Raw genomic sequence first — 23,424 nt, 5'->3', positions numbered from 1 at the left:
AGGAAGAGGAAAACCACCTATGTCTGAATTCGGCGACTTGGTTCGACGGCACGCCAAAATCGTCATGATCGGGCTGGCGGGGTTGATACCGACATCTGCTTTCGCGAACGATGCCTGCGACGGCGTCAAGGTCGAAGTGACGAAGGCGCGCAAACAGGAATATGCACCGCTCGTCGCTTCGGCGATGGACAATAAGTTCAAGCCCGCCCGCGCCAAGTTCATCACCATCTTGGAAAGCGGCAACTGGAGCGCCGCTTATGTCTCCACGCCTGTGAGCGATGACGGCGTGATGTTCTTCCAGACCGTCGACGGAAAGAAGCAGTTTCGTGACGTATGGGGCGGCTATGCCGATCCATCGGAAAAGCCTGGACTGGTATCCTGGGCGAAGAAGCTTGGAGCACCGGAAAAGCTGGCCAGGTGCTTCGCCGAAACCGTTACGGAATGACGATGCCGCTCACCTGCAAAGAGGACGAGACCAATGAAAACCGCAATTCTGACCACCGCCGTGGTTCTGGCCATGCCGGCTTTCGCTTTTGCCAAGGACAAGTGCGCCGGCGCCAAGGATCAGGCCACCATGAACCAGTGCGCCGATGCTTCGTTCAGGAAATCCGACAAGAAGCTCAACGAACTTTACAAGCAGATCGAAACCCGCCTGAAGGACGACGCGGATACCAAGAAGCTTCTTGTCCAAGCGCAGCAGGATTGGATCAAGTTCCGCGACGCTGAGTGCAATTTCCAGACCGCGGGAGCGGCCGGAGGCAGCGTGGTCCCCATGCTCCTCTCGATGTGCATGGATGGCCTGACGCAATCCCGGGTCAAGGATTTCGACGGTTACCTGAACTGCAAGGAAGGCGATCTGAGCTGTTCCGTTCCGGCAGCGAACTGAGCTTTCCTGCCTGCCTGCAGGCGGGGTGGAAAATCATTCCCTCAGCGCGGCGGAGATGGCGTCGAGCCCCCCCTGCAATTGCGCGCTCGCCGTGGAAGAGCGCAAGATCGGGCAGCGACAGGCCGAGGTCGAATAGCTTCTGGTCGGCGATCGAATTTCGGAGAGATTGTAACGGATGCGGTCGTAGCCGTATTCCTGCGGCGCCTCTTTCTCGATCACCAGCCTGGTGTAGTTCATGGCTTTCCCAAGGCCTGTCTGCACATCCAAGCCACAAAAGCATGAAGCCTGCCAAGACGGACCGCCGGCAGGCCTCAATCAAACCATTGGCTCAGCGCCGGAATGCGCGCTCAGGCCGAGACCTTGGCTTTCCTGCCCCTGGCCGGCGCTTTCGGGGCGACGGCCTTGCGGCCGAGACCGATCGACTTAGCCAGTTCCGAACGCGAGGCCGCGTAATTGGGAGCGACCATCGGATAGTCCGACGGCAAGCCCCATTTGGCGCGGTAGGCGTCCGGCGTCAGGCCGAAATGCACGCCCAGATGACGCTTCAGCGATTTGAACTTCTTGCCGTCCTCCAGGCAGATGATGAAATCCGGCGTCACCGACTTCTTGGGATTGACCGCCGGCACGAGCGGCGCCGCCACGGGTACGGCCGGCTGGCCGAGCCCGCTGATCGAAGCGCTGACGCTGGCGATGAGGTCGGCCAGGCCGGAGGCGGGCAGGCGGTTCTTCTCGACGTAAGCCGACACGATATGGGCGGTCAGCTCGAGAAGGTCGATATCCTTGCGAGCGTCGTTGCTGTCGTCGGTCAATCTATTTTCCTCCGTCTATGGCGTATGGGGCCCGAAATCGGCACAGTTTCGGATGGGATGATGCGCAAAGTTAAAGTGCGGCGGCGTCTTTGCACGTCCCTCGCGGTTCGTCGCGATGTAGTGCGCCGGAATTCCTAGTCGGCAAATCTGCGCAATGCAACGACTTGGCCCCGCGTCACACATTATTTTGAATAACTATACTGAACTGTAATACTATCAGACGATCAGGGCCTTGTCTCGCCACAGACGAAATCCGCCTTCGAAGGCGCGTGTGTTGTCGCCGCGCCTGCTGTCGGCGGGCAAATCGTCGAGCTTGTCGACATTGCCGCCGCCGATGACGACATAATCGGGCTGCATGGCGGCGCGCAGCCGGTCGACGACGTCGAAGACGGATTTGCGCCACTTCTTCTTGCCGCGTTTTACCAGGCCGCGCTCACCGACATAGTCCTCGAAGCTCTTGCCCTTCTTGTAGGGAAGATGGGCGAGTTCCATCGGTTGGGCGACGTTGTCGACGATCATCGCCGCACCCAGGCCGGTTCCCAGCCCCAGGAACAGCATGCGGCCGCCTTCATAGCTGCCGATGGCCTGCATCAGCGCGTCGTTGACCACCTTGACCGGCTTGCCGAACTGCGCGGCGAAGTCGAAGCCGGCCCAGCCCTTGCCGAGATTGGCGGGATCGAGCAAGGGCCTGTTGTGATGCACCGGGCCGGGATAGCCCATCGAGACGACGTCGTAGGACAGCCCGTCGGCCAGCGCCGTCACGGCATCGATCATCTGCTGGGGCATCAGATCCGGCCCAGAATCGGCGCGGCGCTCAGCACCGCCTGAGCTGGTGAGGATCTTGACGTGCGAGCCGCCGATGTCGATCGACAGCACGATCGGATCGCCGCTCGCCGCTTTCGGCCTTGCCGCCCTGGCCATGCTGCCCTCTCCCAGCCTATTTCGATGGATTGATCCAGCCGTTCGGCGGCCCGAAGCCGTTCATTGCGGCTGCCGGCCCCCAGGTCTTCGGTTCATAAAGATGTGGCGGCGTGGTGTCGCCGAGCACCGGCCCGACGATGCGCCAGGCGAGTTCGCTGGCGTCCTGGCGGGTAAAAAGCTGGCCATTGCCGTTCATGGCATCGCCGATCAGCCGTTCATAGGGCGGCATATCGCCCTTGCTGTCGTCGAGCGCCGTCAGTTCGACCTGTTCGCCGACCATGTCGTCGCCCGCTGCCTTGCGCTGGGCGCCGATCGAGATCGCCACCTGCGGGTCGATGCGGAAGCGCACATAGTTGGCGTCGTTCGGCTTGATCGGGTCGAAGACATCGAGCGGCGGCCGCTTCAGCCGCACGATCACCTCCGTGGCATGCACCGGCATGTTCTTGCCGGCGCGGATGAAGAACGGCACGTCCCGCCAGCGCCAGGTGTCGACGAGGAAGCGCACCGCCGCGAAGGTTTCGACCGGCGAGTTGGGCGCCACGCCGGGCTCGGCGAGATAGCCGTCGAATTGGCCACGCACGATATCGTCCTTGGTCAGGGTGCGGATCGCGCGCAGCACCTGCACCTTCTCGTCGATCAGGTCGTCGGCGGAACGGCCGACCGGCGGTTCCATCGCCAGCAGCAGGAGGATGTTGAGCAGATGGTTCTCGATGACGTCCCTGACGCAGCCGACCTCGTCATAGAAGCGGCCGCGCCCATCGATGCCGAAATCCTCGGCCATGGTGATCTGCACGCTCTCGACGAAATTGCGGTTCCAGATCGGTTCCAGGAAGGAATTGGCGAAGCGGAAATAGAGCAGGTTCTGGATCGCCTCCTTGCCGAGATAGTGATCGATGCGGAAGATCGACTGTTCGTCGAACACCAGATGCAGCACTCGGTTCAGCCAGCGCGCCGATTGCAGATCATGGCCGAAGGGCTTTTCCACCATCAGCCGCGCGCCGCGCGCCGTGCCCGATTGCTCCAGGCCCTGGACCACCGTCTCGAACATGGTCGGCGGCACCGCCATGTAGTGCAGCGGCCGCTGGGCGGTGCCCAACGCGCTCTTCAGTTTCTCGAACGTGGCCGGATCGCGATAGTCGCCGCTGACATAGCGCAGCAGCGAAGCGAGCTTGCCGAACACCTTCTCGTCGATCTTGCCGAGCGTATTGACGATGCCGTCGCGCGCGCGGTCCTGCAATTTCCTCAAATCCCAGGCGTCGAAGGCGACGCCGATCACCGGTTCGCTGAGCGTTCCCTTGGCGACCATGGCGTAGAGGGACGGAAAAATCTTCTTGTGGGCGAGGTCGCCGGTCGCCCCGAAGAGCACCAGCGTATCGGACCGTTCCGGGCTCATGAGCGCGTCTCCCCTGCCGCCGTCACTTGCCGGCCTTCGGTTTTTCGACATGGCCGCCGAATGCATAGCGCATGGCCGACAAGAGCTTGTCGGCGAATTCGGATTCGCCTTGCGAGGAGAAGCGGTCGAAGAGAGCCGAGGACAGCACCGGCGCCGGCACGCCGGTGTCGATGGCCGCTTTCAGGGTCCAGCGGCCTTCGCCGGAATCGGACACCCGGCCGCCAAACTGGGTCAGGCCGGGATCGCTCTTCAACGCGCCGGCGGTGAGATCAAGCAGCCACGAGCCGATGACGCTGCCATGCCGCCAGACCTCGGCCACTTCGGCAAGGTCGATGTCAAACTGGTAGTATTCGGGGTTCTGCAACGGGCTGGTCTCGGCATCGGCTTCGCGCTTGACCTTGCCGGCATTGCCGGCCTTGAGAATATTCATGCCTTCGGCATAGGCGGCCATGACGCCGTACTCGATGCCGTTATGGACCATCTTGACGAAGTGGCCGGCGCCGCTCGGGCCACAATGCAGATAGCCGAAGGGCGCCGTGCCGGCCGTCTTGTCGGGAGCGGGCGCACCGGCATCCGCGCCGGGCGCCAGCGTGGCGAAGACCGAATCGAGATGCCGGACCGCGTCATCGGGCCCGCCGATCATCAGGCAGTAGCCGCGATCCAGGCCCCAGACGCCGCCGCTGGTGCCGACATCGACATAGTTGAGGCCTTTGGCGGCGAGCTTGGCGGCCCGGTCGACGTCGTCGTGATAGTAGGAATTGCCGCCGTCGATGATGATGTCGCGGGGTTCCATCAGCGCCGCCACCTGATCGACGATCTTGCCGGTGATGGCCGCAGGCAGCATCAGCCACACGCAGCGCGGCTTGGCGAGCTTGCCGACGAATTCCGCCATCGATGCAGCCCCCGAGGCGCCGTCGCCGACCAGGGCCGCGACGCTTGCCGGGTTGATGTCGTAGACGACGCATTCGTGGCCGTCACGCATCAGGCGCCGGACCATGTTGGCGCCCATTCGGCCCAGTCCCATCATTCCGATCTGCATGGTCTCATCCTTGTGTCTTGAAGAGGATCTGTCGGGAAGGATCTACAGTCTGTCCTGTTCACCAATGATGACGGAGAAGTCGACATTCTCCCAATCGCCGCTGCCGGGCCAGAAAAAAGTGAAGATCAGCGTGCTCCCCTCGGGCAGGCCGGCGACCGGCAGATCAGCAACATGGACGCCGAAGGCATTCTCGCTGGTCGCGCTGTCATGCACGGTCGCCCAATTGTCGACGCTCCAATGAACGGTTGCCTTCGCCAAAAGCTCGACGCGCATTGTCTTGCCGGCCGGCATGGAACGGATCTTGTTGTTGAAGCGCCATGTCCGGAACGGCGAGACGGTCCTATTGTCGATATAGCGTTCGACGCCTTGCGGCGGCATGTCGAACACCGCGCCGTCGCGCAGCGAGCGCAGCAGCTTGATATGTTCGGAATGCGCCCAGACCAGCGGCATGGCGCTGCCCGAGGGCTTGCCATGCAGCAGTTCGCGCTCGGGGAGGTCGGCGCCGTCCCAGATCTGCTCCGGCAACAGGCCGCCCGGTCCGGACGAGCCCTCCATTGCCGCCAGCAGCGAGGTCGCCTTGTCCTTGCGTCCGGCCGCCAGCTCGTAATGGGCCCGTTCGCCGGCGAGCAACGGCCAGGGGCGGCCCTGGCCGGTGCCGTCGAATGGCGCGCCGTCCTCGTGCTCGCCATAGCCGTCGCCGGTGTAGCGATACCAGAGCGGCCCCTGCGGCAGTTGCCGGCGCAGCTGCGCGTCGATGACCTTGACCGTGTCGACGATGCGTGGATCGTCGGCTGCCCTGAGGCCAAAGCGCACCAGGGCAAATGCGTCCGGGCTGACGATTTCCTGCGCCGGCCGGTCGGCATCGCCAGGCGGGCAGTTCTTGATCGGCACATAGCCGTCCTTCGGCGAACCGGCCTCGGCGCTGTCGGGCGGTGCGATGCGGACATAGTAACCCGCGACGCCGGTCGCCTCGCAGCTTGCCGTGCCGGTGACATAGGTCCAGCGCTCGACCTGGTCGTTCCAGCCGTCGGCGGTCTCGCGCAGATAGCTTGCTGCGTCCTGCTTGCCGCAGGCCTCCAGCATATCCGCGGCGGCAAGCAGCGCCGCGATCTCAACGGCGAGCGTGAACGGGCTGTAACCGGAATCCTCCTCCCAACGGTCCTCGCCGGTGACGGGTCCATTGCGCACGACATAGGCTGCGGCGCGCTCGATCATTGGCAGGAAGGCCAAAAGCCTGGCGCGCGGCAAATGGCCCTGGCGCCGCAGCGCATCCGCCAGCAGCAGCGGAAAGGCGCATTCGTCCATCTGGATGCCCGGCCAATAAGCTGTCCCATCGAGCCAGGCGTTCTGCGGCCAGTGGCCATCCGGCTGCTGGATGGAGCAGAGATAGTCGAGGGTTTGCAGGGCCGAAGCGGCATCGCCGGCGGCGAGAAAGCCGCCCGCCGTCTCGACCAGATCGCGCGGCCAGACCAGATGGTAACCGCCGAGATCGTCGTCGCCCTTGTCGAAGCCCCATGGGATAGACAGGCTGGCGACCGCCGCGCCCGGCATGAGCGATGACCGGTGCGTCGCCAGGACGGCGGTGGAGATCCTGTAGCTGTTCACTCCGGACGCGCCACGGCGGTCCAGCCGCAGCAGGCCAGCCTGCCATTCGCGCCATTGTTCGGCGTAGGACGTCGCCGCCGCCGCGAAACCCTGCCTGAGGCTGGCGAAGGCATTTCGAGCGGCCTCTTCGGACGTCGCCCCGAAGCCCAGCGCCAGTACCGTTTTGGTGCTGTTGGCGGAAAACCCGATTTCGCCGGTCAGCGCTACATTGCCGTCCTCGGCTTGCTGAAAGGCTGGATCGAGCCGACCGGTGTTGCGCAGTTGCTGCCAGCCGTCGGAGACGCCGACATAGCCGGCCGAGCCGTTCCGCCAGGGCAGCGATGAGGCCAGCGCAAGGCAAGTGCCGCGGCCCGAGGCGAACAGCACAGGCTCTCCCTCATGGTCGCCGACCCAGGCGGTGTTGCCCATGCCGGCATTGACCAGATGCGGCGCCAGCAAGGCGTGGACGCGGTAGTCGCCCGGCGCGCCCTTGAGCGGCGTGAAGGTGATCTCCTGCAGCAAGGTGGGTCGTGCAGGGTCGGCCAGGATACGCTTCTCGATCCGGTAGGCGCCGTCATCAGCGGTGTTGACCAGCCTGTAGGCTGGCACGCCTTCTTCGAACGGTTCGATGCCATGCGAGGCATCACGTTTTTCTTCCGAGAAATATCCGTTCGGGCCGGTGACAATCAGGCCGAGGTCGCGGGTGCAGGCACTGTCGACACCGGGATAGTAGATCTCGTTCAGTATGCCATGGCTGAGCGTGAACCAGACGCGGCTCGACGGCGAAAGCGCCGCGCCGACGCCGCTTTTGGCGCTTGACGTCCAGCGCGCCGGAATTCCCGGAGCCCCCGGGGGAACGATCGGCGTCACTGCCATGCGTCTGCGGCCTCCTGCCCGCATGCCTAGCCCATCCACCGAAGCTATTTCAATGATCGCACCGCAAAGTGATCGGCGGCATCTTATGGATTGCAGTTGACAGCTCGCCGGCCTTCTGCACTTTTGTCTGACAATAGATAAAAAACAGGTACGCAAGCGCGATAGTCACCAGCAGCCATCAAGACCAGCAACTCGGGAGGAGTATGACATGAAGAAACTGTTCGTCCTGGGCACCCTTGCAGCGGTGCTCGCAGCCGGTACGGCGTTTGCCGACACCAGCGGCAAGAAGATCGCTTTCTCCAATAATTACGCCGGCAATTCGTGGCGGCAGGCGATGCTCGACAGCTACAACGCCGTCACCAAGAAGGCGGTGGCCGACAAGGTGGTCGGGGCCGCCGATGTCTTCACGACGGCCGACAAGGAAGTGCCGACACAGGCAGCCCAGGTGCAAAACCTGATTCTACAGGGCTATGACGCCATCGTCATCAACGCCGCCTCGCCCGACGCGCTGAACGGTGCCATCAAGCAGGCCTGCGACGCCGGCATCGTGGTCGTTTCCTTCGACGGCATCGTCACCGAACCCTGCGCCTACCGCGTCGTCGTCGACTATAAGGACATGGGCAAGCAGGAAGTCGAGCATATGGCCAAGTTCCAGCCCAAGGGCGGCAACCTGCTCGAGATCCGTGGCCTCGCCGGCACCTCGATCGACGACGCCATCCATGCCGGCATCCTCGAAGGCGTGGCCGCCCATCCCGAGTTCAAGATCGTCGGCTCGGTGACCGGCGACTGGGACCAGACGACGGCGCAGAAGGCGGTGGCGACCATCCTGCCCTCGCTGCCCGAAATCGTCGGCATCGTCGACCAGGGCGGTGACGGCTATGGCGCCGCGCAAGCCTTCGCCGCCGCCGGCAAGCCGCGCCCGACCATCATCATGGGCAACCGCCAGGACGAGCTGAAATGGTGGAAGGAACAGAAGGAAAAGGACGGCTACCAGACCTGGTCGGCCTCGATCGCGCCCGGTGTCTCGACGCTCGCCTTCTGGGTGGCGCAGCAAGTGCTCGACGGCCGCAAGGACATTCCCCACGACCTGCTGGTGCCGTATCTCGCCTTCACTCAGGACGATTTCGAGGCCGCTCTGCCGAAGATCAAGGAGGGCGGTGTCGCCACGCACGAATACACACAGGAAGATGCCATCGCGGCCATCAAAGCCAATATCAAGTAAATGTCGCACACGCGTTGCCGTGCACATCGCCGACCGGATATCGTTGAGCATGCCTGAAGGGAACGCGGACATCATCAGACTGAGCGGCGCCGAAAAACACTTCGGCGCCGTTCGCGCGCTTGGCGGCGTCGACTTCACTGTCGGGCCCGGCGAGTGCGTCGGCCTCGTCGGCCACAACGGCGCCGGCAAATCGACGCTCATGCACATGGTGGCGGGCACGCTGACACCCGACAGCGGAACGATCGGCGTGCATGGTGAGGCCGAGGAGAACTACTCGGTGTCGCGGGCACAGCAGCTCGGCATACGCTGCGTGTTCCAGGAATTGTCGCTGTGCCCCAATCTCAGCGTCGCCGAGAACACGCGCATCAACCACGCCTCGCTCACCGGCTTCGGCTGGCGGCGCAAGGCGGCCGAGCTGATCACGGCCAAGCTGGACGAAATCTTTCCCGACCATGGCATTTCGGCGGCCGACATCGCCGGTGACCTTTCAATCGGACGGCGACAGATGGTGGAGGTGGCGCGCGCGTTCACGCTGACCCGCGAGCCGCTCCACCTGGTCATCCTCGACGAGCCGACGTCCTCGCTCGACGCGCACACGGCGGGGCAGTTGCTTGCCTTCGTGCGCCGCTTCGTCGCGTCGGGTGGGAGCTGCATTCTCATCTCCCACGTGCTGGGCGAAGTGCTGCAGAACGCCGATCGCATCGTCGTGATGCGCGACGGCAAGGTTGTCGGCGCCGACGCGGCGAACGCTTTCGACCGCGATAGGCTGGTCGCCACCATGGGCGGCGCCGAAGGACATCGGAGGACCGCCACCGAAATCCGGAAAGCCGAGGCCGGCCCGTTGCGCGTGCGCGCCCGGCCGGCGCGGCAGCAGGACGGCAAGGAGCTGGTGGCCCGCGCCGGCGAGATCATCGGACTTGCCGGCCTGGCCGGCCATGGCCAGACCGACCTGCTGCTGGCGATCTTCGCCGCGGCATCGCGCGCCAAGGCCGGCGTCGAGGTCACCGCACCGGTGGCGCTTGTGGCCGGCGACCGCCAGGCGGACGGCATCTTTCCGCAGTGGTCGATCGCTGAAAATATCGGCATCCGCTCGCTGGCTCGGCTGCGCAACGGGCTGCTGATCTCGCCGCGGCGAGAGGCCGAACTGGCCGGGTTCTGGCAAAAGAAGATCGGCATCCGCACGCCGGATATGAACAACAACATCTTTTCGCTGTCGGGCGGCAACCAGCAGAAGGCTTTGTTCGCCCGGGCTCTCGGCTCCGACGCCGGGATCGTGCTGATGGACGACCCGATGCGCGGCGTCGACATCGGCACCAAGCTCGAGGTTTACGATCTCGTGCGCGAGGAGGCCGGCAAGGGCCGCACCTTCCTCTGGTACACCACGGAAACGGAAGAACTCGACAATTGCGACCATGTCTATGTCTTCAAGAACGGCCGCATCGTCGCCAATCTGACGCGCGACGAGCTGACGGAAGAAAAGATCATCCAGTCCTCCTTCGGCGACGCGGCCTGAGATGACGGCCGTCTCTGTTCAACACGGTTCGAAGACCTTTGGGAGCGGGGCGGCACGCGCCCGCCTACTGCGTGGGCTGCTGCCGGCGCTGTCGCTGGTGCTGGTGCTGCTCGCCATCGCCTGGCTCAATCCGCGCGCCATCAGCTATTTCGGCTTCGGCCTGATGCTCAACCTGGCGATCCCGATCGCGCTGGCGACGATCGCGCAGATGTTCGTCATATCGGGCAACGAGCTCGACCTGTCGATCGGCACCTTTGTCGGTTTCGTCGGCTGCGTCACCGCGACCTGGTTGAAGGACGCACCGCTCATTGGGGTTCTCGTCCTGCTCGGATCGATCGGCATCTATGCGCTGCTCGGCGCGCTGATCCATCTGCGCAATTTGCCATCGATCGTGGTGACGCTGGGCATGAGTTTCGTCTGGCAGGGGCTGGCCATCCTGGTGCTGCCCAAGCCCGGCGGCAAGGCGCCGGACTGGCTGCTGGCGATCATGGCGTTCAAGCCGCCCTTTGTGCCCTTCCCGATCATCGCCGCGCTGCTGATTGGCCTCATCGTCCATTTCGGCCTGATGCGCACCTCCTATGGCGTCATCCTACGCGGCTCCGGCGGCAACCCGGCTGCGCTCAAACGTGCCGGCTGGTCGCTGCTCAAGACCAAGGTCGTGTTGTTCGCGCTGACGGGTCTGTTCGGCGTGCTGTCCGGCATGGCGCTGATCGGCATCACCACTTCGGCCGATGCCAATATCGGCAATGGCTACACGCTGCTTTCGATCGCCGGCGTCATCCTCGGCGGCGGCGAATTCGTCGGCGGCCGCGTGTCGCCGATCGGCGCGGTAATCGGCGCGCTGACGCTGGCGCTGGCGGCATCGCCGCTGCTCACCTTCATGCACATCCCGCCCGACTGGCAGGTGGCGGCCAACGGCGCCATCCTCATCATCGTGCTGGCGGCGCGGGTGCTGATCAGCCGCAAGGAGAGGTGAGCGATGATATTGCTGAGGTCGCTGACCGCCAAGCCCTGGATCTGGTCGTTCGTCGGCGCGCTTGTGGTGTGGCTGGCGACCATCGCTTTCACCGGCGGCTATGGCGCCGGCGGCATGGTCACCGCCGCGCTGTCGCTGGCCGTGTTCACCGTCATCGTCGGCGTCGGCCAGATGTTCGTCATCACGCTTGGGCCGGGCAATGTCGACCTGTCGCTGCCGGCCAATATCGGGCTCGCCAGCGCGGTGGCCATGAAGGTGATGGGCGGCAGCGATGCCATGATCGTGGTCGGGCTGCTGGCCGCGCTTGCCTGTGGTGCCGCGATCGGTGCCGTCAACTATCTGCTGATCTGGGCGCTGCGAATACCGCCGATCATCGCCACTTTGTCGGCGAGCTTCATCATCCAGTCGGTCGACATCAGCTATGGGCGCGGATTGCAGATCAAGCCGCCGCCGGGCTTTGCCGATTTCGCCAACCGGCAGGTTCTCGGCATTCCGGTGCTGGCGGTTCTCACCGTGCTGTTTACCATCGGTGCGGCCATCGCCTTGCAGCGCATGATCTATGGCCGCTCGGTGCTGGCGATAGGCCAGAACATCCGCGCCGCCTGGCTCGCCGGCGTCAATGTCGGCCGCGTCCGTTTCCTCACCTACACGCTGTCGGGCGCGCTCGGCGGCATCGACGGCGCGCTGCTCGCCGGTTATTTCCGCGGCGCCAATGTCGATATCGGCAACGAGTATTTGCTGGCTTCGATCGCCGTGGTGGTCATCGGCGGCACCTCGGTGGCCGGCGGCAAGGCCAATGTCCCCGGCGTCTGGGGCGCAGCACTGTTCCTGGTGCTGCTTTTGACCATGCTCAACACATTCGGCTTCAGCGCCGGCGTGCGCCTGCTTTTGACCGGGCTGATCATCGTCGGCGTCATCACGGCGGCAGGCGGGGAGAAGGCGGTGCGGTGATATTCGCTTCTCTTCAACCGCAACTCGCCGGCGTGCCGTCTTACAGCCTGTCCTGACAAGTCCTGTGCCAGTGCGGCACGCGGTTCCCATTCGCGGCGCAGCCTAGTAAACCCTCCGGATCGCAGCCGGTGTCGGGAGGGTCAACTTGTCCAATTTTGTCAGCGTCGCCAGGGACAGCGACGTCGCCATCGTCACCATCGACAACCCGCCGGTCAACGCGCTGAGCTTTCATGTCCGCGAACCACTGATGCAGGCGCTGGCTGCCTTGCGTGACGACGCATCGGTCGGAGCCATCGTCGTCGCGTGCGCGGGCCGGACCTTCGTCGCCGGCGCCGACATCACCGAATTCGGCAAGCCGGTGCAACAGCCCGAGCTGCGTGCCATCATTGGGACGCTGGAAACCATCGCCAAACCTACGGTCGCCGCCATCCACGGCACCGCGCTGGGCGGCGGGCTGGAGCTGGCGCTCGGCTGTCACTTCCGCGTTGCCGATGCCGACGCCAGGCTCGGCCTGCCCGAGGTGAAGCTTGGGCTGCTGCCGGGCGGCGGCGGCACGGTGCGGCTGCCGCGCCTCGTCGGCGCGATCAAAGCACTCAGGATGATCGTTTCCGGCGCGCCGATCGGTGCTGATGAGGCGCATGAAATCGGACTGGTCGATGCCGTGTTCGAGAGTAACGTGATCACGCATGCCGTGAACTTTGCCAGGGAGATCGCCCGCAAGGGCGGGCCGTTCACGCCGGTGCGCGATCGCGATGACGAGAAAACCGAGCTGGCCGCTTTCGATGCCGAGGCGGCGGATCTCGCCAGGAAAGCGCGCGGCCTCGACGCGCCGATCGCTTGCGCGCAAGCGGTGCGCAATACCGTCACGATGTCGTTCGAGGAAGCTCTGGCTGCCGAACGCGCGCTGTTCATGAAGCTGGTCGCCAGCGATCAGTCGCGGGCGCAGCGGCATCTGTTCTTCGCCGAGCGTGAAGCCGCAAAGATCCCGGGCAAGGACCTTGTCCGGCGCAGGATCGCCCGCGTCGGCGTCATCGGCGCCGGCACGATGGGCGGCGGCATCGCCATGGCCTTCGCCAATGGCGGTTTTCCAGTCACCTTATTGGAGACCAGCGAGGAAGCCTTGCAGCGCGGGCTCGGCATGATCGACAAGAATTATGCCGTCTCCGTTTCGCGCGGCTCCTTGACCGAAGATGCCAGGCGCCAACGCCTCGCTCAATTCAAGGGCTCTACCGATTATTCCGATCTCGCCGATTGCGATCTGATCATCGAGGCCGTGTTCGAGGACATGGCGGTCAAGAAAGAGGTGTTCGGCAAGCTCGATGCCGTGGCCAAGCCGGGAGCGATACTCGCCACCAACACCTCCTATCTCGACATCGACGAAATCGCCGCCTCGATCTCGCGCCCGCAAGACGTGCTCGGCCTGCACTTCTTCTCGCCGGCCAACGTCATGAAGCTGTTGGAAATCGTGCGCGCCGACAAGACCGCGCCCGACGCGCTGGCAACCGTAGTCGACTTGGCGCGGCGGATCGGCAAGGTGGCGGTCGTCGTCGGCGTCTGCCACGGCTTCGTCGGCAACCGCATGCTGGCCGCGCGCGGCTCCGAATCGGAAGCCTTGCTGCTGGAAGGCGCGACGCCCAGCCAGATCGACAAGGCCTTCACCGATTTCGGCTGGCCGATGGGGCCGTTCCAGATGGGCGATCTCGCCGGCCTCGACATTGGCTGGCGCAACCGCAAGGCGCGAGGCCAGACGGCCGTGATCGCCGACACGTTGTGCGAACAGGGGCGTTTCGGCCAGAAAACCGGTCGAGGTTATTATCTTTACGAGAACGGGTCACGTATGCCGGTCCCGGACCCGCAGATCGATGCGCTGATCCGCGGTAAGGCAGCCGAGAAGGGCATCGCGTCGCGCGAAATCAGCGCGGAAGAAATCATCGAGCGCACGCTCTATCCCATGGTCAACGAGGGGGCCAAGATTCTGGAAGAAGGGATAGCCGCCCGCGCCTCCGACATCGATGTCATCTGGGTCAACGGCTATGGCTTTCCCATCGGCAAGGGCGGTCCGATGTTCTGGGCCGGCCTCGAAGGCGCGCCCAGGATCGTCGAGCGGCTCGAATATTGGCACCAGCGGACGGGCAAGGATGTTTTCAAGCCGGCGCGGCTGCTGAAACGGATGGCCGAGACCGGCTCCTGGGAGGCTGGCGCAAGACCTTGATCGAAAGGCGGTTGAAGACCGTCGGAATTATCTTATCCGCGCGTCGATGATTTCGACAAAGCGGGCAAAAAGGCCGGCCTGCGACTTGATCTTGAGCTTGCGATAGATGTTGCGGCGATGGACCTTCACCGTCCCCGGCACGATGCGCATGGCCCGGGCGATTGATTCGGTGGAATGCCCTTGCAGCACTAGATCGACGACATGCTTTTCGCGCGGCGTCAGGGACAGGCTCTTCCAGATATGAGCGCGATCGAACTCGTTGACCGCCGCCAATGCATCGTCTTGCCTGGCCTCGGCCGGCTCGTCGGCGGGAAGGGCGGGCCAGCGCAATCGGGCGAAGGCGACCACCGCCGGCGCCATGTCGCGCAGCAGTCTGGCGTCGGCGGTCCCGAACGGACCTGAAGCGCGCAGCCGCATCAGCGACAGCACCAGCGCGTCCTTGCCCGGCAGCGGAACGAAGAAGCCGACCTCCTCGGCCAGCCTGGTCTGGCTGTAGTAGGAGCGAAAATATTCGCTGGCGTAGAAGCGGTCGGGCGCCAGCTCGCGCATGCGCCAGAACCCTTCCTTGCGTTCGACCGCCGCGTGATGGAACGGGTCGAGCAGGTATGGGCCTTCCTGATAGAGCGCGACGAAGACATGGCTCTCGGCCGACGAGAAGGTCTCGAACAGCAACGGCGGACGGGCAGCGCCGCGGTAGCCGAAGATCACGCAATGATCGAAGTCGACGTGCTGCCGCAGCCAAGCGACCATCGCCCTGCCGAAGACGTCGCCGCTCGTCTCCCGCGTAGCCGCGACCAGCGCGGCGAGCTGGCTGTAGTCGTCGCTGCGGGACATCCAATACCCCCTTAAACAAGAAAATAGGTCAGATATACCACCTGCGAGGTATATACTAGCTGCCATTGGCTCTGGTAGCGTCCCGAAATCGCATCGTCCTGTCGCTGGAGCCCGCAGCCTTGACCGCAGTGCCCGACATCGAGTTTCGCGGCGTCACCAAGCGCTATGGCGCGGTGACCGCGGTCAGCGGCATCGATCTGGCCGTGCCGCCCTCCGCCTTCGTCGCCCTGCTCGGACCATCCGGCTGCGGCAAGACGACCTGCCTGCGCATGATCGGCGGCTTCGAACAGCCGAGCGAGGGCAAGGTGCTCATCCGCGGCCAGGACATGGCCGACACGCCGCCCTACAGGCGGCCTGTCAACATGGTGTTCCAGCAATATGCACTGTTCCCGCATCTGGACGTGAACGACAATGTCGCCTACGGGTTGCGCCAGGCACGACCGCGGCTGTCGTCGCGCGAGATCGGCCTGCGGGCAGGCAAAGCGCTGGAAATGGTGCGACTCGCCGGTTATGGCGGCCGCAAGGTCCACGAACTGTCCGGCGGCCAGCAGCAGCGTGTCGCTCTCGCCCGCGCGCTGGTCAACAAACCGGCGGTGCTGCTGCTCGACGAGCCGCTGGCGGCGCTCGACAAGAAGCTGCGCACCGACATGCAGATCGAATTGCAGAACCTGCAACGCGAGATCGGCATCACCTTCGTGCTGGTGACCCACGACCAGGAGGAAGCGCTGTCGATGAGCGATTTCGTCTGCGTCATGAATGGCGGCCGCATCGTTCAGCTTGGGCAGCCGAGCGAGATTTATGACGAACCGGCCGACCTGTTCGTCGCCGATTTCGTCGGCAAGACCAATCTCTTGAGCGGCGCCGTCGCAGGTTATTCGGGCGATCTGGTGGATGTGAAGCTGGCCGATGGCACCGTCATCGCGGCGCGCAAGCGGGTGGATTTGCGGCAGGGCGAAACCGTTTCGGTCAGCCTGCGTCCTGAATCGCTCAGTCTCGGTGGCCCGACTAGCGGCCCGCTCAAGGGCATCGTCCGCAACCGGATCTTTCTGGGCTCCACGGCGGAATACGCAGTCGAGGTCCAGGGCATCGGAACGCTGCTGGCCAAGGCCGACCACATGATCGGCCAGGGCAATCTCTTCAAGCCGGGTGAACCCGTCGCCATCGGCTTTGCCGCCGGAACGCCGTTGGCGTTCGCGGATCCAAAGAACAACGGGACCAACCAGAGGGTAGAAAAACATGTCGAAATCATATCGTGACGGACTGCCGATAAGCCCCGAGGATTTCGTCGACCAGCTAATGCGCCTCAAGCGCGGCTCGATCGGCCGCCGCGACTTCCTTGGCCTCACCGGCCTCGGCATCGCGACGGCGGTGATGGCGCGCGAGATCGGCATCATGCCGACGCCGGCCTTTGCCGCCGAGAACCTCGGCGACCGCATGTCGATTGCCACCTGGCCCAACTATCACGACCCGCAGACCTTCGAGAATTTCAAGAAGGACACAGGCGTGGCCGTCGAGGTCAACGTGTTCGGCTCGAATGAGGAGATGCTGGCCAAATTGCAGGCCGGGGCGTCGGGCTGGAGCCTGTTCGTGCCGACCAATTACACCATCTCGACCTACAAGAAGCTCGGCATCATCGAGCCGTTGGACATGGCTAAGCTGCCGAATTTCGACGGCACGCAGGAAGACCCGCGCTTCACCTCGGAAGGCACGATCGACGGCACGATCTACGCCGTGCCGAAGAATTGGGGCACGACAGGATTTGCCGTCAACACCAAGAAGCTGACCAAGCCGATGACGAGCTGGAAGGAATTCTGGGACACCGCCATGACCGAGGGCGACGGCCGCACTATGGTGCACGACTATCAGCTGACCACCATCGGCAATGCGCTGAAATATTACGGCTACTCCTTCAACTCGCTGAAGCAGGACGAACTCGCCAAGGCCGAGGAATTGCTGCTCAAGGTCAAGCCGCATCTGTTCGCGGTGTCTTCCGACTACCAGCCGGGCATGCGCGCGGGCGATGCCTGGATGACGATGTGCTGGACCAATGACGGTGCGCAGCTCCATCGCGACATTCCGGAGATCGCCTATGTGCTGGGCAAGGAAGGCGGCGAGATCTGGACCGACTTCTACGCCATCCCGAAGGACGCGCCGAACAAGCCGGCCGGCTACGCCCTGCTCAACTATCTGATGAACCCGCAGGTCGCGGTCAAGGAGCACCTCGCCAACGGCGCGCCTTCCACCGACGCCCGCGTCAACAAGCTGCTGCCGAAGGAGGTGCTGGACAATCCGATCCTCTATCCGGCGGCCGACCTGTTGACGCCGCTGGAATTCGGCGCTGCTGCAACGCTGACCGATCCGGGCCGCGCCGAGCTGATGGCGCGCTTCAAGTCGGCTTGAGCCAGGCGGGCAACAAATCCCATTCGAGACAACTTGACCGGCGGGCCCAGACCGCCGGCACCGGGGCAATCCTTCGATGCGCGGCATTCGCAAAAATCTGCTGACGGCCATGCTGCTCGGGCCGGCGGCCGCGTGGCTCGTCGTGTTCCTGGTGCTGCCGTTCATGGCCATCGCCGTCTTCAGCGTCGGCGAGCGGGCGCCGGAGGGCGGCTATCGGGCGGCCTTCACGCTGGCGCAATATGCCAATCTTCCGGCGCGGGCGACCGCGTTCTGGAACACGATGGTGCTGGCTCCGGTGGGCGCGCTCGCCTGTCTGCTCGTGGCCTATCCCGTCGCCTATTACCTCGCCCTGCGGGCGCCGCAGCGCTGGCGGTTGATCCTGCTCGCGCTGGTCGTCATACCGTTCTGGACCAGCCTTTTGATGCGTACCTATGCCTGGATGTACATTTTGGGTGGACGCGGCATCCCGGCGCTGCTCGCGCTTGCCGGCATCGAGGACGTCAGGCTGATCAACACGCCGGGCGCCGTCCTGCTCGGCATCGTCTACGGCTATTTGCCGCTGATGATCCTGCCGATCTATGTCAGCCTCGAGCGGCTCGATCGGCGCCTGCTGGAGGCCTCCGCCGATCTCGGCGCGACGCCGCTCTCCACTTTCTTGGGCGTGACCTTGAAACTGTCGCTGCCCGGCGTGATGACCGGCTTCTCGCTGGTGATGATCCTGCTGCTCGGCGAATACCTGATCCCGACGCTGCTTGGCGGCGGCAAAGTGTTCTTCATCGGCAATGCGCTGGTCGACCTGTTCCTGCAGTCGCGCAACTGGCCGTTCGGATCGGCCATCGCAATCACGCTGGTGCTGGTTTCGGTTGTGGTGCTGATTTCCGCCAACCGCATCTCGACCCGCGTCTCGGGCGCCCGCCGGGTGGATCTGATCTGATGCGCGCCTTCGTCATTGCCGTCTTCGCCTTCCTCTACCTGCCGATCGCGTTGGTCGTGCTGTTCTCCTTCAACGCCGGTCACCACGCCAGCGAGTTCACCGGTTTTTCGGTGCAATGGTACGGCAAGGCGCTGGCGAACCCATTCCTGGTCGAGGCGCTGAAGAACAGCCTGTTCATCGCCACCACCAGCGCCTTGCTGGCGGCGGTGTTCGGCACGGCGGCCGCGCTCGGCCTGGCACGCGTCGGGGTGCGGACCCGCGCTGTCTTCGACGCCTTGCTTGGAGCCGCAATCGTCGTTCCCGGCGTCGTCATCGGCATTTCGACATTGGTCGCGCTCGTCCAGCTGTTTGCCGTCGTCAATCCGATCCTCGCCTCGGTCTGGCCTGACGATCAGCCGCCGCGCCTGTCGCTCGGCTATGGTTCGATCATCGCCGCGCACGGCCTGTTTTCGATGGCGCTGGTGACGATGATCGTCGGCACGCGCCTCGGCAGCCTCGACCGCAATCTCGTCGAGGCCTCGAGCGATCTCTATGCCACCCCGCTGACGACGTTCCGTTCCATCGTCCTGCCGCAGATCTTGCCGGCGGTGGTCGCCGGCTTCCTGCTCGCCTTCACCTTCTCCTTCGACGATTTCATCGTCGCCTTCTTCGTCGCCGGCGCGCAGACGACGCTGCCGATCTATGTCTTTGCGTCGATCCGGCGCGGGGTGACGCCGGAGATCAATGCCATCGCGACGATCGTGCTCGTCGCGTCCGTCCTGCTCGTGGTGCTTGCCCAATGGCAGCTGCGCCAGCGCAAGCCGTCAAACTAAAGGTCGCATCATGATCCTCGAAGACCGCATCGCCGTGGTGACAGGCGCCGGTTCCGGCATCGGGCGCGCCGGCGCCATGATCATGGCCAGGGAAGGCGCGGTAGTCGTCATCGCGGACAGGGATCGGACCAGCGGCGAGGCGACGGCTTCAGATATACGCGCCGCGGGCGGCCGGGCGGAGGCGGTCGCCACCGACGTCTCGGACGACAATGCGGTCGAGCAGCTCCTTGCCGGTACGCTCGACCGGCATGGGCGCATCGACATCCTGCACAATCACGCCGGCATCCAGGTCGGCGGCACGCTGACCGAGGTCGAGACCGGCGGCATGGACGCTTCCTGGCGGGTCAATGTGCGGGCGCAGTTCCTGGCGGCAAGGATCGTCATGCCATCGATGGTCGCACAGGGCGGCGGCGTCATCCTGAACACGGCCTCCAATTCGGGCGTGTTCTACGACCGCGAGATGATCGCCTATACGACCTCGAAACATGCCGTGGTGGCGATGACCAGGCAGATGTCGCTCGACTATGCCCGCCACAATGTGCGCGTCAACGCGCTCTGCCCCGGCTGGGTCGACACGCCGTTCAATGGACCGTTCATCGCCCAGATGGGCGGACGCGAGGCAATCGAAGCCTATGTCCGCACCAAGATCCCGATGGGCCGCTGGGCCAGCGCCGAGGAGATCGCCGAGGCGATCCTCTTCCTCGTGTCCGATCGGTCATCCTTCATGACCGGCCAGGCGTTGGTGATCGACGGTGGCGAAAGCATCGGCTGAATCAGCCGTCTGGGCCTTCGGCCGATTGGTGAAAAGCGCCGTCGCCTGCGCGTTCTGGGCCAGAGCCGCGTCGCCGGCCGGCAGCGCCGAAATCAACTCTGACCGGCAGTTCGGACCATGGTCCGACCGGCATGGGACTTCAGTACCACAGCCGTTCGAAAACGTCGATTTCTGTTGGATATCAAGCAGTTGCCGTACCGACAGGTTCCCTGCTCTCTTATTGAGACAGTCTTTGTCTAAAGTTTACTGCGCATAATTAGCGGCTTCTCATACGAACTTACGATAGCAGCGGGCGCAGAGCGGCGTTTCCCCAGGAGACTGACATGACAAACCGGAAAACTGTGTTGGCGGCGTCAGCCGCACTGGCGCTTCTGGCGTCTCCGGCACTAGCCGGCAATGGACACGGCGGAGGCCATGGCGGAGGCCATGGCGGTGGTCACAGCGGCGGCAACGGCAATGGTGGCGCCCACGGCAACAGCGGCGCTGCGCACGGTAAGTCCTCGTCGGCCCGCGGGCAGGTAGCCAAGGCGACAAGGGACGCAACGACCACGGTCGATACGAAGACAAAGGTTTCGTCCCTGCCCAAGGAAAAGAACCTCCACGCCAAGCTCGGCCGGTTGAACTCGCTGCAGCGCAACGTCAACGCCTATATGAATTCCAAGAGCAGGAAATTCGCTGCGCTTCAGGCCTTCGTGACACAGTCGGCAAAAGCCAAGGTCGCACAAACCCAGCTGGACGTCCTGAATTCACAGCTGGACGCGCTGACGTCGCTGACGCCGGACCAGATCGCCGCCATGACCCCCGAGGAGCAGGCGGCCCTGCCTGGACAGATATCGGCTCTGCAGGACCAGATCGACGCCCAGCAGGAAGTGGTCGACGCGGCGGCGGTCGGCACCGACCCGGCCGCACTCGACGCGGCGTTGACCGATATGGCCAACAAGCCCGTCGACGCCGAGGTCACCGCTTGGGCCCAAGGCGTCCTTGCCGGCAAGATCGACGAGACGGCCGCTGCCATGCAACCGACGCCGTAGCATCGCCAGCGACAACGGGGCAGCCGGCCTCACACGTGTTTGCGGCCAATCGCTTCGTGGCCGATGCGTTGTCCGATCACCTTAAGCTGCGGCGGCTGTCGGCATCTATACCGGTGGCCGCCAATGTCTTTCGGCTGCGGCAATCGCTGCGCGAACGTCTGAAAGCACTCGACCAGCTCGAAAGCCGGCAGTATTAGGTTACTGCCGATCTGCTTCGCGTCCATCTGCGGCTCTCGCAAACTGCGACCGCAAGCGGCCGGCCGCGGCGCTCCCGCGCCGTTCGGCATGATCAGCCGGCCGGAATGAAGAGGAAATAATTGACGCGTAAAGTCAGCCCGACCATCGCGCTGTTCCCCGAAGCAGGCTTCGGCGCGGCGCTGAATTGCGTCGGCATCGCGCGGGCCGTGCGGGGCCCCGCCTTCATCTTCCATGCCGGCCTTTCCGGCGTCTTTGCCGACAAGATGCCGGCGCGCTTCATCGTCAATGTCGGCGGCCTGCGCGACGCTTACCGAGCGGTGCCCGACAATGTCTATCTCGGCGCCTGGTTTCCGCAGTCCTCGGCGGTGGCGAAGTTGGATTTGTTCATCCACCACGGCGGCAACACCGGCTTTTGCGAGGCGTTGCGCTTCTGTGTGGCGTCGCTGATCATGCCCTATTGCCGGGACGGCCACGACAATGCACGCCGCGCCGAAGAGACCGGCACCGGCGATCATATCGGCCGTGACGGCTGGACCGAAGGAGTATTGGAGAGCGCCATTCCCGGCCTTCTGGCCGACGACGCCATGCGCGCCCGCCTCAAGGGAAATGCAGCCCAGATGGCGCTGAACCCCGGAACGGACGTGGTCGCGCAAGCCATACTCTCTCTGATACGGACTTGAACGAAATGCTTGAGAAGAACACGAATACCGCGCCCTCCACCGATCCCAAGGCATGGTTGGCGCAGCACGGCATCAACGAGGTCGAATGCCTGGTGCCCGACATGAACGGCGTGCTGCGCGGCAAGGCGCTGCCGACGGCAAAATTCCTCACGGCGCTGGAAGACCGCGCGCTTTATCTGCCGAGCAGCGCCTTCCTGGTCAGCATAGACGGGCGCTATTCCGGTTCCATCGACGAGGGTTTTGCGTATTCGGACCCCGACATGCGCATGGTGCCCGATGTCTCGACGCTTTGCCTGGCGCCGGGCGCCGGCGCTGGCAAGGCCTACGTCTTCGCCGACGCCTTCCACATGGACGGCCGGCCATGGATGGCCTCGCCGCGCCATGTTCTGCGCGCCGTGCTCGATCTCTACCGGCAGCGCGGCTGGCGGGCGGTAGTGGCGCCGGAGCTCGAATTCTACCTGACCGCGCCCAATCCCGATCCCGACAAGCCGCTGACCGCGCCGACCGGCGGCAATGGCCGCGCCGAGGCCGTGCAGCATCCCTATGACATGGCGGCGCTCGAGGAATATGAACCGGTGGTCCGGCGCGTCTATGACTATGCGGAGGCGGCCGGACTGCCGCTCGATACGCTGATTCATGAATCGGGACCGGGGCAGTTGGAGATCAACTTCCTGCATGGCGACGCGCTGCCGCTGGCCGACAAGGTGCTGCTGTTCAAACGGCTGACGCGCCAGGCCGCCCAGCAAGACGGCATGTATGCGACCTTCATGGCCAAGCCGATCGCCGCACAGGCCGGCAGCTCGATGCATCTGCACATGTCAGTCATCGACGAGGCCGGCAACACGTTGTTTGCCGGCAGCGATGATGCCGATACCGCGATGTTCGGTTATTTCATCGGCGGCCTGCAAAAATACATTCCCGAAATCATGCCGCTGTTCGCGCCCAACGTGAATTCGTTCCGACGCGTTAGACCAAACCACAGCGCGCCGGCCAACATCGAATGGTCGCATGACAACCGTTCCTGCGGCCTGCGCGTGCCGGCCGGCGGGCGCGCCGCGCGGCGGGTGGAGAACCGGCTGCCGGGTGCCGATTGCAATCCGTATCTGGCGATCGCCGGCTCGCTTCTGGCGGGCTATCTGGGCGTCGAACAGAAGCTGGCGCGCTCGGCGGAAGCATCCGGAAATGCCTACAAGATCAAGAGCACGCTGCCGAAAACGATGGAGGAGGCGCTGGATCGTTTCGAGGCCTGTGAACCGGTGCGCAAACTGCTCGGCGAGGACTTCTTCCAGACCTATCTGCGCGTGAAAAGCGTCGAGCTCGACCTGTTCCAGAGCGTGGTGACGAGCTGGGAACGCGACCACCTGCTCTTGAAGGTGTGATC

General features: G+C 64.2%; 23 protein-coding genes. 15 read left to right on the top strand and 8 right to left on the bottom strand.

Features of this window, described 5'->3' with window-relative positions; translation table 11 throughout:
* Nucleotides 1–19 precede the first annotated feature (19 nt).
* A complete protein-coding gene (locus tag FJ428_RS11485) occupies nt 20–445 on the top strand; it encodes a hypothetical protein (RefSeq protein ID WP_140554826.1) in 426 nt (141 codons plus the stop codon).
* Nucleotides 446–478: 33 nt separating this feature from the next.
* Nucleotides 479–886 carry a lysozyme inhibitor LprI family protein gene (locus FJ428_RS11480; protein ID WP_140816392.1) on the top strand — a complete coding sequence of 136 codons (408 nt, stop codon included), beginning with the start codon at nt 479–481 and terminating at the stop codon, nt 884–886.
* A gap of 33 nt (nt 887–919) precedes the next feature.
* Here the strand turns inward: FJ428_RS11480 and FJ428_RS11475 are convergent, their stop codons facing one another.
* The 6 genes from FJ428_RS11475 to FJ428_RS11450 all read right to left on the bottom strand — a co-directional run bounded on the left by FJ428_RS11475 (nt 920) and on the right by FJ428_RS11450 (nt 7,508).
* The gene (locus tag FJ428_RS11475; RefSeq protein ID WP_224518941.1) at nt 920–1,123 is read right to left on the bottom strand and encodes a hypothetical protein; all 204 of its coding nucleotides are present in this window, start codon (nt 1,121–1,123) and stop codon (nt 920–922) included.
* Between the two features lie 110 nt (nt 1,124–1,233).
* Entirely contained in the window at nt 1,234–1,695 is a 462-nt protein-coding gene (locus FJ428_RS11470; RefSeq protein WP_140492615.1) for a MucR family transcriptional regulator, read from the bottom strand.
* A 216-nt stretch (nt 1,696–1,911) separates the two neighbouring features.
* Nucleotides 1,912–2,616, bottom strand: coding sequence for an ROK family protein (locus FJ428_RS11465; RefSeq protein WP_140625402.1), 705 nt, complete (start codon nt 2,614–2,616; stop codon nt 1,912–1,914).
* A 16-nt stretch (nt 2,617–2,632) separates the two neighbouring features.
* Entirely contained in the window at nt 2,633–4,009 is a 1,377-nt protein-coding gene (gene zwf / locus FJ428_RS11460) for a glucose-6-phosphate dehydrogenase (protein WP_140879464.1), read from the bottom strand.
* Between the two features lie 22 nt (nt 4,010–4,031).
* On the bottom strand, nt 4,032–5,048 hold the full coding sequence (gnd, locus tag FJ428_RS11455) for a phosphogluconate dehydrogenase (NAD(+)-dependent, decarboxylating) (protein WP_140879463.1): 1,017 nt from the start codon (nt 5,046–5,048) through the stop codon (nt 4,032–4,034).
* Nucleotides 5,049–5,090: 42 nt separating this feature from the next.
* Nucleotides 5,091–7,508, bottom strand: coding sequence for a glucan 1,4-alpha-glucosidase (locus FJ428_RS11450; RefSeq protein ID WP_140879462.1), 2,418 nt, complete (start codon nt 7,506–7,508; stop codon nt 5,091–5,093).
* 208 nt (nt 7,509–7,716) lie between these two features.
* Here FJ428_RS11450 and FJ428_RS11445 point away from each other — a divergent pair, with 208 nt between their 5' ends.
* From FJ428_RS11445 to FJ428_RS11425, 5 genes are all read left to right on the top strand, one after another.
* Complete coding sequence (locus FJ428_RS11445) at nt 7,717–8,730, top strand: ABC transporter substrate-binding protein (protein WP_140492600.1); 1,014 nt, start codon at nt 7,717–7,719, stop codon at nt 8,728–8,730.
* Nucleotides 8,731–8,779: 49 nt separating this feature from the next.
* A complete protein-coding gene (locus FJ428_RS11440) occupies nt 8,780–10,243 on the top strand; it encodes a sugar ABC transporter ATP-binding protein (RefSeq protein ID WP_140559251.1) in 1,464 nt (487 codons plus the stop codon).
* A 1-nt stretch (nt 10,244) separates the two neighbouring features.
* Nucleotides 10,245–11,219 carry an ABC transporter permease gene (locus FJ428_RS11435; RefSeq protein WP_140513969.1) on the top strand — a complete coding sequence of 325 codons (975 nt, stop codon included), beginning with the start codon at nt 10,245–10,247 and terminating at the stop codon, nt 11,217–11,219.
* 3 nt (nt 11,220–11,222) lie between these two features.
* On the top strand, nt 11,223–12,170 hold the full coding sequence (locus FJ428_RS11430; RefSeq protein WP_140513970.1) for an ABC transporter permease: 948 nt from the start codon (nt 11,223–11,225) through the stop codon (nt 12,168–12,170).
* A 145-nt stretch (nt 12,171–12,315) separates the two neighbouring features.
* Entirely contained in the window at nt 12,316–14,382 is a 2,067-nt protein-coding gene (locus tag FJ428_RS11425) for a 3-hydroxyacyl-CoA dehydrogenase NAD-binding domain-containing protein (RefSeq protein WP_140879461.1), read from the top strand.
* 27 nt (nt 14,383–14,409) lie between these two features.
* Here FJ428_RS11425 and FJ428_RS11420 read toward each other — a convergent pair whose 3' ends face one another.
* The gene (locus FJ428_RS11420; RefSeq protein WP_140492585.1) at nt 14,410–15,216 is read right to left on the bottom strand and encodes a LuxR C-terminal-related transcriptional regulator; all 807 of its coding nucleotides are present in this window, start codon (nt 15,214–15,216) and stop codon (nt 14,410–14,412) included.
* Nucleotides 15,217–15,335: 119 nt separating this feature from the next.
* Between FJ428_RS11420 and FJ428_RS11415 the strand changes: the two genes are divergently transcribed.
* The 6 genes from FJ428_RS11415 to FJ428_RS11390 all read left to right on the top strand — a co-directional run bounded on the left by FJ428_RS11415 (nt 15,336) and on the right by FJ428_RS11390 (nt 21,165).
* Entirely contained in the window at nt 15,336–16,472 is a 1,137-nt protein-coding gene (locus tag FJ428_RS11415; protein WP_140492582.1) for an ABC transporter ATP-binding protein, read from the top strand.
* Complete coding sequence (locus tag FJ428_RS11410; RefSeq protein WP_140879460.1) at nt 16,453–17,616, top strand: spermidine/putrescine ABC transporter substrate-binding protein; 1,164 nt, start codon at nt 16,453–16,455, stop codon at nt 17,614–17,616. Before FJ428_RS11415 ends, FJ428_RS11410 begins: the two co-directional genes overlap by 20 nt.
* A 76-nt stretch (nt 17,617–17,692) precedes the next feature.
* On the top strand, nt 17,693–18,550 hold the full coding sequence (locus FJ428_RS11405) for an ABC transporter permease (protein ID WP_140879459.1): 858 nt from the start codon (nt 17,693–17,695) through the stop codon (nt 18,548–18,550).
* The gene (locus FJ428_RS11400) at nt 18,550–19,362 is read left to right on the top strand and encodes an ABC transporter permease (RefSeq protein WP_140879458.1); all 813 of its coding nucleotides are present in this window, start codon (nt 18,550–18,552) and stop codon (nt 19,360–19,362) included. The genes FJ428_RS11405 and FJ428_RS11400 overlap by 1 nt, the downstream gene beginning before the upstream one ends.
* Nucleotides 19,363–19,372: 10 nt before the next feature.
* On the top strand, nt 19,373–20,134 hold the full coding sequence (locus FJ428_RS11395; RefSeq protein ID WP_140879456.1) for a glucose 1-dehydrogenase: 762 nt from the start codon (nt 19,373–19,375) through the stop codon (nt 20,132–20,134).
* 323 nt (nt 20,135–20,457) lie between these two features.
* The gene (locus FJ428_RS11390) at nt 20,458–21,165 is read left to right on the top strand and encodes a hypothetical protein (RefSeq protein WP_140879454.1); all 708 of its coding nucleotides are present in this window, start codon (nt 20,458–20,460) and stop codon (nt 21,163–21,165) included.
* A gap of 29 nt (nt 21,166–21,194) precedes the next feature.
* Here FJ428_RS11390 and FJ428_RS30265 read toward each other — a convergent pair whose 3' ends face one another.
* Nucleotides 21,195–21,389, bottom strand: a complete 195-nt coding sequence (locus FJ428_RS30265; RefSeq protein WP_181167274.1) for a hypothetical protein — start codon at nt 21,387–21,389, stop codon at nt 21,195–21,197.
* A 93-nt stretch (nt 21,390–21,482) separates the two neighbouring features.
* Between FJ428_RS30265 and FJ428_RS11380 the strand changes: the two genes are divergently transcribed.
* Nucleotides 21,483–22,043: a nucleotide disphospho-sugar-binding domain-containing protein gene (locus tag FJ428_RS11380; protein WP_224518942.1), complete on the top strand. Its 561-nt coding sequence runs from the start codon at nt 21,483–21,485 to the stop codon at nt 22,041–22,043.
* Nucleotides 22,044–22,048: 5 nt separating this feature from the next.
* Complete coding sequence (locus tag FJ428_RS11375) at nt 22,049–23,422, top strand: glutamine synthetase family protein (protein ID WP_140879483.1); 1,374 nt, start codon at nt 22,049–22,051, stop codon at nt 23,420–23,422.
* Nucleotides 23,423–23,424 lie beyond the last annotated feature (2 nt).

This window comes from Mesorhizobium sp. B2-8-1 (assembly GCF_006440955.1).
Taxonomy (GTDB): domain Bacteria; phylum Pseudomonadota; class Alphaproteobacteria; order Rhizobiales; family Rhizobiaceae; genus Mesorhizobium.
Note: the sequence above shows the minus strand (reverse complement) of the source record. Positions and strands in the feature narration are given on the sequence as shown.

Excerpts from the sequence above, each read along its gene's own strand:
- FJ428_RS11445 (WP_140492600.1), top strand. The coding sequence starts at position 7,717 with ATGAAGAAACTGTTCGTCCTGGGCACCCTTGCAGCGGTGCTCGCAGCC.
- FJ428_RS11465 (WP_140625402.1), bottom strand. The coding sequence starts at position 2,616 with ATGGCCAGGGCGGCAAGGCCGAAAGCGGCGAGCGGCGATCCGATCGTG.
- FJ428_RS30265 (WP_181167274.1), bottom strand. The coding sequence starts at position 21,389 with ATGGACGCGAAGCAGATCGGCAGTAACCTAATACTGCCGGCTTTCGAG.
- FJ428_RS11395 (WP_140879456.1), top strand. The coding sequence starts at position 19,373 with ATGATCCTCGAAGACCGCATCGCCGTGGTGACAGGCGCCGGTTCCGGC.
- FJ428_RS11400 (WP_140879458.1), top strand. The coding sequence starts at position 18,550 with ATGCGCGCCTTCGTCATTGCCGTCTTCGCCTTCCTCTACCTGCCGATC.
- FJ428_RS11405 (WP_140879459.1), top strand. The coding sequence starts at position 17,693 with ATGCGCGGCATTCGCAAAAATCTGCTGACGGCCATGCTGCTCGGGCCG.
- gnd (WP_140879463.1), bottom strand. The coding sequence starts at position 5,048 with ATGCAGATCGGAATGATGGGACTGGGCCGAATGGGCGCCAACATGGTC.
- FJ428_RS11440 (WP_140559251.1), top strand. The coding sequence starts at position 8,780 with ATGCCTGAAGGGAACGCGGACATCATCAGACTGAGCGGCGCCGAAAAA.
- FJ428_RS11375 (WP_140879483.1), top strand. The coding sequence starts at position 22,049 with ATGCTTGAGAAGAACACGAATACCGCGCCCTCCACCGATCCCAAGGCA.
- FJ428_RS11435 (WP_140513969.1), top strand. The coding sequence starts at position 10,245 with ATGACGGCCGTCTCTGTTCAACACGGTTCGAAGACCTTTGGGAGCGGG.
- FJ428_RS11420 (WP_140492585.1), bottom strand. The coding sequence starts at position 15,216 with ATGTCCCGCAGCGACGACTACAGCCAGCTCGCCGCGCTGGTCGCGGCT.
- FJ428_RS11485 (WP_140554826.1), top strand. The coding sequence starts at position 20 with ATGTCTGAATTCGGCGACTTGGTTCGACGGCACGCCAAAATCGTCATG.
- FJ428_RS11480 (WP_140816392.1), top strand. The coding sequence starts at position 479 with ATGAAAACCGCAATTCTGACCACCGCCGTGGTTCTGGCCATGCCGGCT.
- FJ428_RS11430 (WP_140513970.1), top strand. The coding sequence starts at position 11,223 with ATGATATTGCTGAGGTCGCTGACCGCCAAGCCCTGGATCTGGTCGTTC.
- FJ428_RS11410 (WP_140879460.1), top strand. The coding sequence starts at position 16,453 with ATGTCGAAATCATATCGTGACGGACTGCCGATAAGCCCCGAGGATTTC.
- zwf (WP_140879464.1), bottom strand. The coding sequence starts at position 4,009 with ATGAGCCCGGAACGGTCCGATACGCTGGTGCTCTTCGGGGCGACCGGC.
- FJ428_RS11475 (WP_224518941.1), bottom strand. The coding sequence starts at position 1,123 with ATGAACTACACCAGGCTGGTGATCGAGAAAGAGGCGCCGCAGGAATAC.
- FJ428_RS11450 (WP_140879462.1), bottom strand. The coding sequence starts at position 7,508 with ATGGCAGTGACGCCGATCGTTCCCCCGGGGGCTCCGGGAATTCCGGCG.
- FJ428_RS11390 (WP_140879454.1), top strand. The coding sequence starts at position 20,458 with ATGACAAACCGGAAAACTGTGTTGGCGGCGTCAGCCGCACTGGCGCTT.